Raw genomic sequence first — 14,574 nt, 5'->3', positions numbered from 1 at the left:
ACTTCAATACACTTAACGCTGACAACTAGGTCTTGGCTCAAACTCACTAACTCGCAATGGGAGTTGAATGACCTTACCACAGCCTGGAGGTGCTTGTTTACCCGTCTGTTCATTAACAAATGCCCAGCGGATCGAGGGCGGACGAGTATCAGCAATAGACTCTGGATTAAGTGGTTTAAGATAGCGAATATAGGTTTCTAGTGCACCAACACTGCCTGTTAATCCAGTGCTTTTGTTATCATCACGGCCAAGCCATGCGACAGTTACCGTATTTTGATCAAAACCTGCATACCAACTATCACGTAAATCATTACTAGTTCCGGTTTTACCCGCCAATTGAATTGATGGAAAATGGGCATTTAAGCGTTTTGCAGTACCATCTTTTGTAACCCGTTTCATCGCATATTTTGTCATGTATAGCGCGTCTTTATCAAAGCGCGGCTGCGAGCTGATATTATGCTGATAGAGCACCTTTCCGACTGAGTCCGTTAACGCTGAGATTGATGTCAATTGGCGATACTCACCATCTGCCGCCAATGTGGTATAAAGTTGAGCGACTTCAAAGCTCGACATTTCAAGCGCCCCAAGTAGTAATGATGGGTAATGACGAATATGACCTTTTGCACCAAGCTTGGTAAGCGTATCAGCCACTTTATCGACTCCAACATCTAGGCCTAGATTCACAGCTGGTATATTGATGCTATTACTAAAAGCTTTATACAGCGGCATCATACCGCGATATTGATGGTCAAAATTTTCAGGCTGCCACACTTTGCCCTGTTCATTAGTTACTTGCACTGGTGAATCATCCAATAGCGTTGCTAAGTTATAGTGGGGTAACCCCAACGCCGTTAAATACACCGCAGGTTTTACTAACGAGCCAATGTTTCGTTTTGTATCTAATACTCGATTAAACCCTAAGAAACGTGGATCACGCCCTGCAACTAAAGCTGATACCCCGCCCTTCTCTACATTAACTGAGATCATTGCCGCTTCAAGCTGCTCCGTAGCAGCACGTTTTTCGAGATACGGCAGGCTTTTTTCAATGGCTTCTTCCATCGCGGTTTGTTTTTGTAAGTCAAAATACGTAAACACGCGCACGCCAGCATCAAGTACTTCTTGATCAGGTAGTAATTTTTTCAGCTCACGATCCACCAGCTCTAAATAACCAGGGTATGATTTAGGCAAGCTATCCTTCATTGGTGCAATGTCGATTGGCCGTTTTAAAGCAGCACGGTATTCGCGGGTATCAATCAATTTATTATCAACCATTAACCGTAATACTAAATCACGACGTTCCATAGTGCGCTCAGGGTAACGGCGAGGATTATAGTATGAAGGTCCTTTCACCATAGCAACAAGTAGCGCTATTTGATCGTACTCTAGCTCATCGACCGGTTTAGAAAAATAAAATTCAGACGCTAAGCCCATACCATGCACACCTTGGTTATACGATTGACCAAGATACACCTCATTAAGGTAGGCTTCTAATATTTGATCTTTTGAATAACGATAATCTAAAATTAACGCGATCAATGCTTCATTAAATTTGCGTATCAGCGTGCGGTCTCGCGTTAAATAAATATTTTTTGCCAACTGCTGAGTTAACGTACTGCCACCCTGAACAGTGCGCCCTGCTTTTATATTGCTATATAAAGCACGCATGATCGAAAATACGGATACACCGTGGTGTTGATAAAAATTCTGATCTTCAACCACTAAAAGTGTATCTGTAAGCATAGGTGGAAACTTATCCAGTGGTACAAATTCACGGTCTTGTTTTGAATCATTACCAATCCGAGCAATTTGTACGGGCTCCAAGCGAGCGCTATTTAAGCGTCTGCCAAACTTATCTTTAATGCTGGCAAGTTTTTGACCCGCAAAACGCAGCTCAATAACTTGTGCTTGTTCTAAACCATCATAAAACTCAAATTCGCGGCGGAAAATTTTAATGCTATCGTCTGCTTTTACATATTGCCCGGTTCGGCTGAGTTTATTCACCGAGCTATAATTTAACCTATCAAGCTCCCACACGACTTCTTGACTAGATAAAAATTGCCCAGGGTAAAAGCCCATTGCCCTAGCATAAACTTGTGCAGGTAGCTGCCATTTATTGCCTTCAAATTGGCGGGTGATTTTTGCATCGAGGTAAATTAAATATAACGCCATAGCAATTATGCCAGCTAAGCTGAGTTTCCAAAAAATAGACCAAAGCTGACGACCGATACCACGCTTTTTTATATTTTTTGTCGGCGTTTTTTTAGTCGGTGTTTTTTTCACTGACTTAGATGCTGTACTTGACGCTTTTTTTGTTGGGCGCTTTGGTGGAGTTTTACTAGAGCGAGGATCTTTTTTATCAGCCATTGACGTTGCTATTTAGTTCCAGAAGTTAATTTTACAGGTGCTATAAGCGCAATACTAACACCAGTAAAATTAACAGTCACTGAAACTTAGCGTGTACACAGCCATAGTGAATGAACCATTGCCGGAATAAAAAAGATAAAACACAAGATAATATTAATAATCAGATCTTTACCAACTCCAGCTTTTAAGAATACGGCCACCGGAGGTAAAAATATCGACAGAATGATCAAAAGTAATTTGTTATCCATAGCTAGCCTTTTATTTGTAGTTAATGTCATTTAAAGAGTAGACACTAAATCCTTATTTTCCTACCCGAATACGCTGAGTTTTATCAATAACTTTTTATTGCAAACACAAAAAAAGTCCTAATCGAAATTAGGACTTTGTTCTGAACACACAATGATTTTTAAATTATTCGCTTAGTTACTACGTACTGAAACAAACTCAGGGTAGGCATCGATACCACAATCGTGCTGATCCATACCGTTTAACTCTTCTTCTTCTGTTACACGGATACCCATGGTTTTCTTAAGGATAGTCCACACAATAAGTGAAGCGATAAACACGAAGCCTAAGATACATACTAAGCCAATTAATTGAGTAACAAATGAAGCATCGGCATTTGATACTGGCACTAAGATAATCCCCAAGATACCGCACACACCGTGCACTGAAATGGCACCAACTGGATCATCAATTTTAATTTTGTCTAGCGCAACAATACTAAATACAACCAGTGAGCCACCTAAAATACCCAGTAAACACGCAAGTAATGGTGATGGTGATAATGGGTCAGCGGTAATCACTACTAAGCCTGCAAGTGCACCATTTAGTACCATAGTTAAATCAGCTTTACCCCATAACACTTTACATACAAACAGCGCTGCAATTGCACCTGTTGCCGCAGCAGCGTTGGTGTTAAGTAGGATTTTACCTACCGCAGTGGCATTTTCAGCATCAGAAATAAGTAGTTGCGAACCACCATTAAAGCCAAACCAACCCATCCACAGAATAAAAGTACCTAGTGTAGCAAGTGGTAAGTTAGAGCCAGGAATTGGGTAGATTTCACCATTTTTACCGTATTTACCTTTACGCGCACCTAACATTAATACACCAGCTAGTGCAGCTGCGGCGCCAGTACCGTGAACAATGGCAGAACCAGCAAAATCAACAAAGCCCATTTCAGATAAGAAGCCACCGCCCCAAGTCCAATAGCCTTCAATTGGGTAAATAATGCCAGTTAGTACGATTGCAAAGGCAAGGAAAGCCCACAACTTCATGCGTTCAGCAACGGCGCCCGATACAATCGACATAGCCGTTGCAACGAATACCACTTGGAAGAAGAAATCAGACTCTAATGAATGATCAGCATCTCCAGCTTGAGTGCCAATAAGTGTTCCAAACGATGGGATTAATCCGCCTTCGGCATTGTCTACATACATGATGTTGTAGCCAACTAATAAAAACATGGTACACGCAATAGCATAAAGCGCCACGTTCTTAGTTAAGATCTCTGTGGTATTTTTTGAACGGACTAAGCCCGCTTCTAACATGGCGAAACCTGCCGCCATCCACATAACTAAAATACCTGATATTAAGAAATAAAATGTATCTAACGAAAACTTCAGTTCTATTATTGTGTTTTCCATAAAGCCCCCTTAAATTGCTTCTTCGTCTAATTCGCCCGTTCGAATACGGACAATTTGATCTAAGTCGTAAACGAAAATCTTACCGTCGCCAATTTTGCCTGTTGAAGCAATTTTGGTAATGGTCTCAACGACCCTTTGACAATTTTCGGTACGAGTAGCAATTTCAAGTTTGATTTTAGGAATAAAATCGACTTGATATTCAGCTCCACGGTACAACTCTGTGTGACCGCGTTGACGACCAAAACCTTTGACGTCAACAACCGTCATCCCCTCAATGCCTAAATCAGCCAGTGCTTCACGCACATCATCTAGTTTGAATGGCTTTATTATTGCACTAATCATTTTCATAGTGGCCCCCTTCGGACGCTTATTGTTATCCTGTTTGCTAAGATAATCCAACCTTTGTGCCACTATTTTAAATAAATAAAAAACAATAACTTAAACAAGTAAAATAAATCCACCTCACAAAAAATGCACCACGAAGGTGCATTTTTTTAACATCTTTACTGTCGTGGTGCAGCTCGCTAATTTTGCTTTACAACACAGTCACGATTTCGCTCTTTTGCTTGATACAAGGCTTTATCCGCCGAGCGCATAGCGCTGGTTAACGTCACATTTTGAAATTTAGTTAAACCAATACTTACCGTTATCGCAAATGCTTGACCATTTATCACAAATTCATACTCTGACAACCTGACTCTAAATGCATCTAGCAGCGGGTATGCTTGATCTAACCCCACATCAGTTAACACGATTGCAAATTCTTCACCACCAACCCGTGCAACAGTGAAATCTTGAAACGAACTCCGTAATAATGATGCCACCTGTTTTAGCGCTTGATCCCCTGCTTCATGACCAAACTTATCATTAATCGCTTTAAAAAAATCAATATCAAGTAATGCTAAGCAATTAGTGCGAGAGGTTTCTTTTAACAGTTTTTCGGCAAATTGATAAAAATAACGACGATTATAAAGGTTGGTTAAATCATCGCGAAACGCACTTTCTTTGATATCAGCAATAAGTGCAAGTTGCTCCATAGTTTGCAATACACGGCAATGAAACTCTTCATTCATAAAGGGTTTTGTTAAAAAGTCATTCGCACCAAATTTGATAAACCGCGCAGATAAACCATGCTTACCAGCACCAGATAAGCCTATAATAGCGAGATCATCACGGCCGCGAATATTCCGCACGGCTTTAACTAGCTCAAAACCATCCATGGTCGGCATTGCGTAATCGGTCAAAAGTAACTTGATCTCTGGATCATTTTTAATAATCTGTAATGCTTGCTTACCATCATGGGCATCTTGCACATCAAATAACTGTTTTTCGAGCATTTGCCTCATAAGTGAGCGACTCAATAACGAATCATCAGCGATCAACGCCTTACACCCTTGATTACGCAATAACTGTGACACTAATTTAATAGCATAATGATAAGAGTCACGATTATCTTTGATCACATAATCAACCACACCCAGCTCTAATATCTGCTGGCGTTTATATTCATCAATGGTAGATGTAAGCACAACTGTAGGAATAGCGTGCTCTAAGGTGTATTTTACTACTTGGCCATCCATTGCATCAGGCAGGGTTAAATCAACTAACGCAAGTGTGTATTGGTGTTTTGCAATAAACTCCTTGCCCTGTGCAAGTGACCAAGCAAAGTCAATCGCTACATCAAGATAATGAGCGGATAAGTGCCGTAATACTTGCTGGACAACTTTACTATCTTCAACTACTAACACTCTTTGCATATATCTTCTCAACACTTCAGCGGAACAATGCCGATAAAAATTATTTACGAATAAAAAATAAAAATAAGAACTAAGTATGGAATATACTTTATTATTGCTTTAAGCAAAATATCCTACCGCAAATATACGCATAAAAGCATAGTAGTTCCCTTTAGGATAATATTATTGTCTACCTCTTACCGACTAATATTGGCGTCTAGTCTCATTCCCTTTGTTATTTACCTAGAAATTATCTTTAATAGGTTAACAATTATCTAAAGGATAAACCATGAAGCTTATCAGTATCATTAGTTTCTCACTAGCTGTACTTACTTTAACTGTCAGTACAACCAGTTACGCAGAAAACCAACGTCGCATTGATGTCGACAGCAAAGTTGTCACCGAACATAAAGCGCGTATCAATGGGGAGCGCTTTACTTATACAGCAACCACAGGCACACAACCTGTATGGGATGATAACGGTGATGCTGTAGCTACATTACAATACACTTACTATGAACGTGATAAAGTTGATGATCGCACTAAACGCCCATTACTGATCTCATTTAATGGTGGACCGGGATCGGCCTCAGTATGGATGCACATTGCTTATACTGGCCCACGGGTGTTAAAAATTGATGACGAAGGCTACCCTATTCAGCCTTACGGTATAAAGGACAATCCTTATTCAGTACTTGATGTTGCCGACATTGTTTATGTTAACCCAGTCAATACCGGCTATTCACGCGTTCTTGAAAACGACAAAGGCGAACTACCAAGCAAAGAAGCACAGCAAAAAATGTTTTTTGGTGTTAATGCTGATATTAAATATTTAGCCGAGTGGTTAAACACTTTTGTATCACGCAACGAACGCTGGCGCTCGCCTAAATTTTTAATTGGTGAAAGCTACGGCACAACCCGTGTTTCAGGCCTTGCTCATGAGCTACAAAATCGCCAATGGATGTACATAAATGGTGTGGTGTTAGTCTCTCCAACAGAGATTGGTATTAAACGTGAAGGCCCAGTGGAAGCGGCGAACCGCTTACCTTACTTTGCCGCAACCGCTTGGTACCACAAAGCACTCAGCCCTGCACTGCAAGCAAAAGATTTAGACAAATTACTGCCTGAAGTGGAAGAGTTTACCGTTAATAAATTACTGCCTGCTATCGCAAAAGGGGGATTTATTGCTGCTGAGGAAAAACAAGCCATCATCAAACAAATGGCTTTATATGCGGGTGTGTCAGAAAAGTTTGTAGCGCAAAACAACCTCGACATTCCAAATAACTTTTTCTGGAAAGAGTTACTGCGTGAACGCGGCCAAACAGTAGGTCGTTTAGACTCTCGCTACTTAGGTATTGATAAGCGTGATGCGGGTGAATCTCCTGACTATTGGGCGGAACTTACATCATGGCTGCACTCTTTTACACCGGCAATCAATCACTATTTACGTGATGAATTAAACTATAAAACAGATGTTAAATATAACTTGTTTGGCAATGTTCATCCGTGGGATCGTACAAATAATAATACTGGTGAAAACTTACGTTTAGCAATGGCGCAAAACCCTTACTTAAATGTAATGATCCAATCGGGTTATTTTGATGGCGCAACCAATTACTTTGATGCCAAGTACACTATGTGGCAACTTGATCCAAGTAGTAAAATGCGTGACCGCTTAAGTTTTAAAGGCTACCGTAGTGGTCATATGATGTACTTACGCCATGCAGATTTAGAAAGCTCGAATAATGATCTACGAGATTTCATTTTAAAATCATTACCTAAAGAAGGCGAAGCTGCAAAATATTAAACATTGCACTGCCCTAATTAATAAAAAGCCCGATTATTACGGGCTTTTTTTTTCGCAACATGTAAACGTTTAGGTATATACTCAAACCATTGATTTTACGTTTTGGAAAACAAAAATGGCAGAAAACTTCCGTGTCATGTTTGCTGGTCTAGCCAAAGATACAGACCAAGCACACGCGATCAGCCAGTTGGCGACGAAACTAAAAGCCCCCACGGCCAAAGTGGCCGCTTTTTTTGACAACAAGCCATTGTTTGCCCCTTGTGAAAAAGAGAAAGCGCTAAAACAAGCCAAAATACTTGCGAGTGTTGGCATCAAGAGCAAGCTGCATCCTGTTGAAACACATATGACAGCCAATACGACTGAAACCCCCAACCAGCGCGACGAACGAATTTTTAACGCCCTTGATTACATCACCAGTAGCTTAATTCGCATTGAAGAAAAACTCGATGACTTAGAGCAACGTATAGCAACAAGCCAACACCCAGCAAATACAGATGAAGACGATAATTGGCAAACGGACGATTTACTACTAGATGAAGAGTTAACCACACCAATTAAAAAGCGCAGTAATGTGCTGTTATTTTCGCTGATCGCAATGGTCGTTATACTACTTGTGGTATTGGGGTTATCGTTTGCATTTCCTGACTTATTCAGTTTTTAACATAAAATAAAAGGTACAACCTAGTTAACAATGAGTGAAACAAGAGCACAGATCCGTCAACAGATCCGCAAAGCACGTAATTTACTGTCAAAATCTGAGCAAAAAATTGCAGCAAAAGCAATGAAAGTGAATTTTACTCAACACTTAAAACAGCAAAAAAAAGTAAAAAACGCTCACATAGGCATCTATTTTAGCAATGACGCAGAACTTGATACATCATTGTTAATAAAGGACCTTTGGAGTAAAAACCACCACCTTTATTTACCGGTTATCCACCCCTTTAACGGCACTACTTTATACTTTCAGCGTTATGAAGAAAATTCACCCATGAAGGCAAATCGCTATGGTATCTTGGAGCCCAAGTTAAATTGTAGTCATATATGCCCGCTTGCAGAGCTTGATTACCTGCTAATGCCGTTAGTTGCATTTGATGATAATGGCAACCGGTTAGGTATGGGGGGTGGTTTTTATGATAAAACACTGGCGCGCTACGAAAAAGAAAACTGGCAAAAACCACAACTAATTGGCCTTGCACATCAATGCCAACATGTTACAAGTTTACCGGTTGAATCGTGGGACGTACCATTAAATTACATAATTACACCGCAGAAAATCTACCATTGGTAAGCAATAAATTTGTATACTAAAGGTAAGTAACTCCACCTATTGAGCAAATACCATGACACAAGATGAATTAAAAAAAGCAGCAGCTTGGGCTGCACTCGAATTTGTAAAAGAAGGCACCATAGTCGGTGTGGGTACAGGTTCAACGGTAAACCACTTTATTGACGCTCTAGGTTCAATAAAAGACACCATAGCCGGTGCGGTTTCAAGCTCAGATGCATCAACCGAAAAACTTAAAGCTCTTGGTATTGAAGTGTATGAGTTAAACGATGTTGATAGCTTAGATGTATACGTTGATGGTGCAGATGAAATTAACGCACAAAACGAAATGATCAAAGGTGGCGGCGCAGCACTCACTCGTGAAAAGATCGTTTCTGCAGTAGCTAAGCAGTTTGTTTGTATTGTTGATGAAACAAAAATAGTGGATACCTTAGGTGAATTTCCACTGCCAGTAGAAGTTATTCCTATGGCACGCAGTTATGTAGCCCGCGAATTACTAAAACTGGGCGGCGATCCCGTTTATCGTCAAGGGGTTGTGACTGACAATGGTAACGTTATTTTAGACGTCCATAATTTGTCTATCAGCCAAGCAAAAGATTTAGAGCTGACAATTAACCAAATTGTTGGCGTAGTAACCAACGGCTTATTTGCCCACCGTGGCGCAGATAAAGTAATTATCGGTACCAAAAATGGGCCGCAAATTAGATAAATAGGATGAGGATATGAGTAAGGTATCGTTAGCAAAAGACAAAATTAAAATTCTTTTGCTTGAAGGTGTGCATCAAAGTGCTGTTGAAACGCTTAAACGCAACGGCTACAGCAATATTGATTATGTAAAAACCTCATTACCTGAGGACGAACTGCTGGAGCGCATCAAAGATGTGCACTTTGTGGGTCTACGTTCTCGTACTCATATTACCGAAGCAGTATTAGATGCGGCTGAAAAACTGGTTGCTGTTGGCTGCTTTTGTATCGGCACTAACCAAGTTGATTTAAACGCAGCCCGTGAGCGCGGCATTGCTGTGTTCAACGCGCCGTTTTCTAACACTCGCTCTGTTGCAGAGTTAGTACTTGGTGAAATTTTACTGTTGTTCCGTGGTATTCCTGAGCGTAATGCTATTGCCCACCGCGGTGGCTGGTTAAAAACAGCCAATGGTTCATTTGAAGCTCGCGGTAAAACCTTAGGTATTATTGGTTACGGCCACATTGGCACACAGCTGAGTATCATGGCAGAAAATATCGGTATGAATGTTGAATTTTACGATATTGAAGACAAGCTAACCCTAGGTAATGCAACACAAGTCCATAACCTAACACAGCTATTACAACGCGCTGATGTTATTAGCTTACACGTACCTGAAACACCGCAAACTAAAAACCTCATAGGTAGTGCAGAAATCGCTGTAATGAAGCAAGGCGCCATTTTGATCAACGCCTCACGCGGTACGGTCGTTGATATTGACGCCTTAGCCGAAGCACTACGTGACAAAAAAATCAGTGGCGCTGCCATCGACGTATTCCCTGTTGAACCAAAATCAAACGATGAAGAGTTTGTATCGCCGCTACGCGAATTCGACAACGTGATTTTAACACCACACATTGGCGGTTCAACGCAAGAAGCACAAGAAAACATCGGTATTGAAGTAGCAGGCAAACTGGCTAAGTACTCAGATAACGGCTCAACGATTACTGCTGTTAACTTCCCTGAAGTGTCACTGCCAGAGCTTGCTAACCGTAGCCGCTTATTACACGTACACCACAACCGCCCAGGCGTGTTAACACAGATTAACCAGGCATTTGCTCAGCACGGCATCAACATCGCCGCGCAGTATTTACAGACAGACGAAGCGATTGGTTACGTAGTAATCGACGTAGACACTGATCAGTCAGAAGTTGCACTAAAAGAGTTAAGTGCAGTAGAGGGCACGATCAGAGCACGTATTCTTCACTAGATGCTAGATGCTAGATGCTAGATGCTAGATGCTAGATGCTAGATGCTAGATGCTAGATGCTAGATGCTAGTAAAAATAAAAGCCGTGCTTGTTAAGTCAAGCACGGCTTTTATTTTGAGTGGAATAAATATTTTTTGCAAAGAGCAGTGTAGGTTCCGTTCCATTAAATCTTTTTAGTCGTAATGTCCAAGCTCCCCATAAATGTATGGAAAATGAGCTCTTTGCTTGACACCCACCTTTAATAACAACCTAAAAAATGAACAAGATAAGTCCACATAAAATGTATTCACCACCTAAAACTCATTCAAAATTACATTTACTATTCTCTCGGAAAGCTTTTATTCGACAATCCCTAAATTACTGACATAGCAACCCTTGTCTTGAGACAATAGTTAACGTTTTAGTTGAGTATAAGGACTAGGCCAGTAGTTTTTCGCTATTGCTCACGTTACTACGTCGTTTTCTCTTCAGATTTTCACAGTAGCTTTCTTGTGCCGCCGCTCTACCCACTGCACCATGAAAAACGCGAGTAAATTGTGTGGTCAGTTTTAACCAGTTTTCGGGGGAAATATTTACACGCTCTAATAATGGCAAATGACTACACTCTATATAGCCCTGTTTACCTTCCTTAACGCAGCGCCCAGTTAATTCAATAAGTTCAAGATATGATTTAAGCTCAAACGGGAGTCCTTTTGGTATTATTTGACGTTAACAAATTAGCTAACGTATTACTATCACTACGTTTTCTATTATCTTTAAGCAAAGCTAAATGAAACAATATGCATGTGTCGCTCATTTTCCTGAATATGGGAGAAAACAACAGCTTTATTATTCAATGAGTTATTATTCTAAACCTATATCAACGTCGGTTTCCACCTTGAAGCCATCACTCAGTTTTGCTCTGTCACGGTTGGGTTTCGTTGCGCTCAGTCACAATCTACGATGATAAATTGAACGCCGACCTACTTTGGTTTTTCCTAGCGCCTAAAACCTAGCTCCTACCCCCTAAAATCACCCAATAAAAAAAGCGCGAGCTAAACTCGCGCTTTCAACTAACTCAAAACTACCGCTGTTTTAAACTGACAGCTTACGACTGATAGCTGACAGCTATTATTCACCCTTCGCTTTTAAATTAATAAACGCTGCCAGCTCTTCTGGTTGCCCCATAAGAGTAAAAATCTGTTGGTTGATCTCGGTCATAGTTTGCCCTTCTGGCAAGCTTGCTGACACGGTTAATGAGCTTAACCCTTGTGTAAAGTTTTTAATCGCTTCACCCAGCTCTTTACTCACAGGGGCTTGCTGCAACTGCATGTCGACCATTTGCTGCATTTGCTCTAGCGTCATACCTTGTTTTTCAAGTGCTTGCTCTACTAATGCTTTAAACTCACCTTCGTTGTTAAGGGCTATTTCAATGCTGCGCGGTTCAAGCTGGGAAAGTGCTTCCATTAAAATGGTTTGTTGTTGTAATTGCTGCTCTAGGGTAGGTTGCTGATTGCCTAACTCTTGCTGCATTTGACTTAACTTTAATGATGCGTTCATCAGTGCAGTTGATTTTGCTAAACCGAGGTTAAAATTAAGGGCAACTATTTTATTAGCATTAAGATCGAACGCAATATCGCTATCCCCTGACTTTTCATCGTAATTCATTAAAGTATGTAAATCATAACTGGCTGAAGCAAGGTTATTATTAGCATCTGCTGGTAGCTGAGCTAAAAAGTGCTCGCTAAAGGCAAAGTTTTTAATTGTCAGCTCGGTACGAGGCGCGATTTTATCGGTTTCGTATCCTGACACTTTAATACTCGCAATATTGGCTACTGGTTGCTGGTCAAAACCGGTGATTTCCATATTCGATATTTCTACACTTTGACCAAATACGCTCGCCGAGATATCTTCATAACTGGCTGTCACGCCCATTTGTTGATTCATCAGCGCTAGTTGACGATCAACTTCTACTTTCACTTCTTGTGTCAGTGCGTGATTTGCGTAGCTAACACCACCGATTGCAGCGGCAACAACAACGGCAACAATTGCGAGTTTTTTCATTCTATTTCCTTATTACTATTCTTTATCACCGTTGTTATTTATAACGTTTTAAACGGCTTTATACTAAAAATTTACCTAAGCCTATCACTCAATAATCGCTTTAGTAAGGGCTTGCGTTGGATCAGGAGCACTAATATGTCTTATGTACTTACCACTAATTAATTAAACTTAACAGCTCATGTACCGTTTTAACTGGGGTGATTTTAGCGCCCAGCCCTTCCATCGATTTATGGTAATTTCGAAATGGAATGAATATTTCGGTAAAGCCATGTTGTGCAGCTTCTTTGACGCGCGGTACGCCACTGTCAATTGGCCGTACGTCACCATTTAAGCTCAGCTCCCCCATAATACAGGTAGTTCGTGGCACCACAAATTCATTTAAGCTACTAAGTAAGGCAGTCACTAGTGCTAAATCGATACAGGTTTCTGTTTCATCAATTCTCAGCCCACCCACAATGTTAAAAAACGTATCGTGGAAGATTTTGGTTTTAGTGTGCTTGCGCAAAATACCGGTGAGCATTTTGATCCGATTCATATTTAAGCCCACACACACCCGCTGCGGAAATTCAGCTTCGGTTTCAGTAGTTAAACATTGAATTTCGAGGAGTAGATTACGGTTACCTTTACGAATACAAGTAATGGCTGAACCCGGCGAATCAGTGCTAGAGCCTGATAAAAATATTTCACTGGGATTATCAACACTAAGCATGCCGCGTTCACACATTCTAAAAATGCCCACTGTGTCAATGTCGCCAAAGCGATTTTTATTGGCACGTAAGGTACGTATTTGGCCATCGTTGGTATCTATATGCAGTAACGCATCAACAATGTGTACTAAGGTTTGCGGCCCAGCTATTTCATTATTCTTATTTACATGGGCAATAATAAACATAGTGACATCGTTTTGCTTACAATACTGGGTCAATGCTTGCGCGGCACTTTTAACTTGCGACGGGGATCCTGGGCTGCCATTGGCGGTATCAGTTACTACGGCTTGAACAGAGTCGATCACCGCAAACTTAATTTTGTTCTTTTCAAGCTCTTCGATAATAGTTTCGACACTGGTTTCTGATAATAAGTACAGTTCATCAGGGTTGTAATCAAGCTTTAAGCGATTTACACGGTTTTTAAATTGCGATAACGACTCTTCCGCGGTGCAATACAGTGACGGCATACGTTGTGACATACGCGCTACTAAGTCAGATAATAATGTTGTTTTACCAGCCCCAGGGTCGCCAGAGATAATATTTACAGAGCCTGTGGTAACACCGCCCGATAAAACACGATCAAGCTCACCAATGCCGGTGAGCTGCTTTTCGGCTTCAGTGGTTGCGATGTCATTAATTTTTTTCGAGCCACCGCCCACACCTCCAGCATAACCGCCAACAGCACTACGCGCTGCTGCTTTTTTAGCTTAGCTTGCCCTGCCGAAGGCTTAAACTCGGCTAAGGTATTCCATGCGCCACAGCGGCACTGCCCTTGCCAGCGCTGATAGTTCATACCGCATTCGGTACAAACAAACTCTATTTTTGCCGCTTTTGCCATAAACTTTTGCCTATACTCGTCATTTTGAAATTATTTATGTTAATACTAGGTAATGTTTAGTTTGCTATGCCGTACTTTGATTGACGAATATTGACCTTGCCAACTAGACAAATCAACGCCACAATCGAGTTATATAAAAGTAATTTACTTTTTTTAGGGCATACTTTTTGCTTAACCTTTCCTACTTGGGCTT

At 40.9% G+C, this 14,574-nt stretch carries 11 protein-coding genes and 2 pseudogenes; 5 read left to right on the top strand and 8 right to left on the bottom strand.

What is annotated here, in order from left to right; translation table 11 throughout:
• Nucleotides 1-12 precede the first annotated feature (12 nt).
• The 5 genes from mrcB to KAN5_RS01060 form a co-directional block, all read right to left on the bottom strand.
• Nucleotides 13-2,364: a penicillin-binding protein 1B gene (gene mrcB, locus KAN5_RS01080; protein ID WP_244390237.1), complete on the bottom strand. Its 2,352-nt coding sequence runs from the start codon at nt 2,362-2,364 to the stop codon at nt 13-15.
• A gap of 86 nt (nt 2,365-2,450) precedes the next feature.
• Nucleotides 2,451-2,612: a YqaE/Pmp3 family membrane protein gene (locus tag KAN5_RS01075; RefSeq protein WP_080571532.1), complete on the bottom strand. Its 162-nt coding sequence runs from the start codon at nt 2,610-2,612 to the stop codon at nt 2,451-2,453.
• A gap of 171 nt (nt 2,613-2,783) precedes the next feature.
• Nucleotides 2,784-4,013 carry an ammonium transporter gene (locus tag KAN5_RS01070; RefSeq protein ID WP_016708667.1) on the bottom strand — a complete coding sequence of 410 codons (1,230 nt, stop codon included), beginning with the start codon at nt 4,011-4,013 and terminating at the stop codon, nt 2,784-2,786.
• Between the two features lie 9 nt (nt 4,014-4,022).
• Entirely contained in the window at nt 4,023-4,361 is a 339-nt protein-coding gene (locus KAN5_RS01065; protein WP_016708666.1) for a P-II family nitrogen regulator, read from the bottom strand.
• A 176-nt stretch (nt 4,362-4,537) separates the two neighbouring features.
• Entirely contained in the window at nt 4,538-5,770 is a 1,233-nt protein-coding gene (locus tag KAN5_RS01060) for a diguanylate cyclase (RefSeq protein ID WP_016708665.1), read from the bottom strand.
• Nucleotides 5,771-6,038: 268 nt separating this feature from the next.
• On the opposite strand from KAN5_RS01060, the gene KAN5_RS01055 reads away from it, so the two are divergent.
• From KAN5_RS01055 to serA, 5 genes are all read left to right on the top strand, one after another.
• Nucleotides 6,039-7,556: a carboxypeptidase gene (locus KAN5_RS01055; protein WP_244390236.1), complete on the top strand. Its 1,518-nt coding sequence runs from the start codon at nt 6,039-6,041 to the stop codon at nt 7,554-7,556.
• 115 nt (nt 7,557-7,671) lie between these two features.
• Nucleotides 7,672-8,217, top strand: coding sequence for a hypothetical protein (locus KAN5_RS01050; RefSeq protein ID WP_016708663.1), 546 nt, complete (start codon nt 7,672-7,674; stop codon nt 8,215-8,217).
• Between the two features lie 30 nt (nt 8,218-8,247).
• Nucleotides 8,248-8,844 (top strand): 5-formyltetrahydrofolate cyclo-ligase, encoded by a 597-nt coding sequence (locus KAN5_RS01045; RefSeq protein ID WP_244390235.1) that lies wholly within the window; start codon nt 8,248-8,250, stop codon nt 8,842-8,844.
• Between the two features lie 52 nt (nt 8,845-8,896).
• Nucleotides 8,897-9,550: a ribose-5-phosphate isomerase RpiA gene (gene rpiA, locus KAN5_RS01040; RefSeq protein ID WP_016708661.1), complete on the top strand. Its 654-nt coding sequence runs from the start codon at nt 8,897-8,899 to the stop codon at nt 9,548-9,550.
• 13 nt (nt 9,551-9,563) lie between these two features.
• Nucleotides 9,564-10,793: a phosphoglycerate dehydrogenase gene (gene serA, locus KAN5_RS01035; protein ID WP_016708660.1), complete on the top strand. Its 1,230-nt coding sequence runs from the start codon at nt 9,564-9,566 to the stop codon at nt 10,791-10,793.
• A gap of 417 nt (nt 10,794-11,210) precedes the next feature.
• Here the strand turns inward: serA and KAN5_RS01030 are convergent.
• The 3 genes and pseudogenes from KAN5_RS01030 to radA form a co-directional block, all read right to left on the bottom strand.
• Nucleotides 11,211-11,501: pseudogene (locus tag KAN5_RS01030) on the bottom strand (hypothetical protein); the annotation flags it as partial.
• Nucleotides 11,502-11,903: 402 nt separating this feature from the next.
• On the bottom strand, nt 11,904-12,836 hold the full coding sequence (locus tag KAN5_RS01025; protein WP_244390234.1) for a hypothetical protein: 933 nt from the start codon (nt 12,834-12,836) through the stop codon (nt 11,904-11,906).
• Between the two features lie 154 nt (nt 12,837-12,990).
• Nucleotides 12,991-14,381, bottom strand: a pseudogene (gene radA / locus KAN5_RS01020) (DNA repair protein RadA).
• Between the last annotated feature and the right edge of the window lie 193 nt (nt 14,382-14,574).

The organism is Pseudoalteromonas sp. KAN5 (assembly GCF_022846535.1).
Lineage (GTDB): Bacteria > Pseudomonadota > Gammaproteobacteria > Enterobacterales > Alteromonadaceae > Pseudoalteromonas > Pseudoalteromonas haloplanktis.
This window is presented reverse-complemented; position numbering and strand designations above follow the sequence as displayed.

Bases quoted from the DNA above. Each gene is read 5' to 3' on its own strand.
- KAN5_RS01065 (WP_016708666.1), bottom strand. From the start codon at position 4,361: ATGAAAATGATTAGTGCAATAATAAAGCCATTCAAACTAGATGATGTG.
- serA (WP_016708660.1), top strand. From the start codon at position 9,564: ATGAGTAAGGTATCGTTAGCAAAAGACAAAATTAAAATTCTTTTGCTT.
- KAN5_RS01050 (WP_016708663.1), top strand. From the start codon at position 7,672: ATGGCAGAAAACTTCCGTGTCATGTTTGCTGGTCTAGCCAAAGATACA.
- rpiA (WP_016708661.1), top strand. From the start codon at position 8,897: ATGACACAAGATGAATTAAAAAAAGCAGCAGCTTGGGCTGCACTCGAA.
- KAN5_RS01070 (WP_016708667.1), bottom strand. From the start codon at position 4,013: ATGGAAAACACAATAATAGAACTGAAGTTTTCGTTAGATACATTTTAT.
- KAN5_RS01045 (WP_244390235.1), top strand. From the start codon at position 8,248: ATGAGTGAAACAAGAGCACAGATCCGTCAACAGATCCGCAAAGCACGT.
- KAN5_RS01075 (WP_080571532.1), bottom strand. From the start codon at position 2,612: ATGGATAACAAATTACTTTTGATCATTCTGTCGATATTTTTACCTCCG.
- mrcB (WP_244390237.1), bottom strand. From the start codon at position 2,364: ATGGCTGATAAAAAAGATCCTCGCTCTAGTAAAACTCCACCAAAGCGC.
- KAN5_RS01060 (WP_016708665.1), bottom strand. From the start codon at position 5,770: ATGCAAAGAGTGTTAGTAGTTGAAGATAGTAAAGTTGTCCAGCAAGTA.
- KAN5_RS01025 (WP_244390234.1), bottom strand. From the start codon at position 12,836: ATGAAAAAACTCGCAATTGTTGCCGTTGTTGTTGCCGCTGCAATCGGT.
- KAN5_RS01055 (WP_244390236.1), top strand. From the start codon at position 6,039: ATGAAGCTTATCAGTATCATTAGTTTCTCACTAGCTGTACTTACTTTA.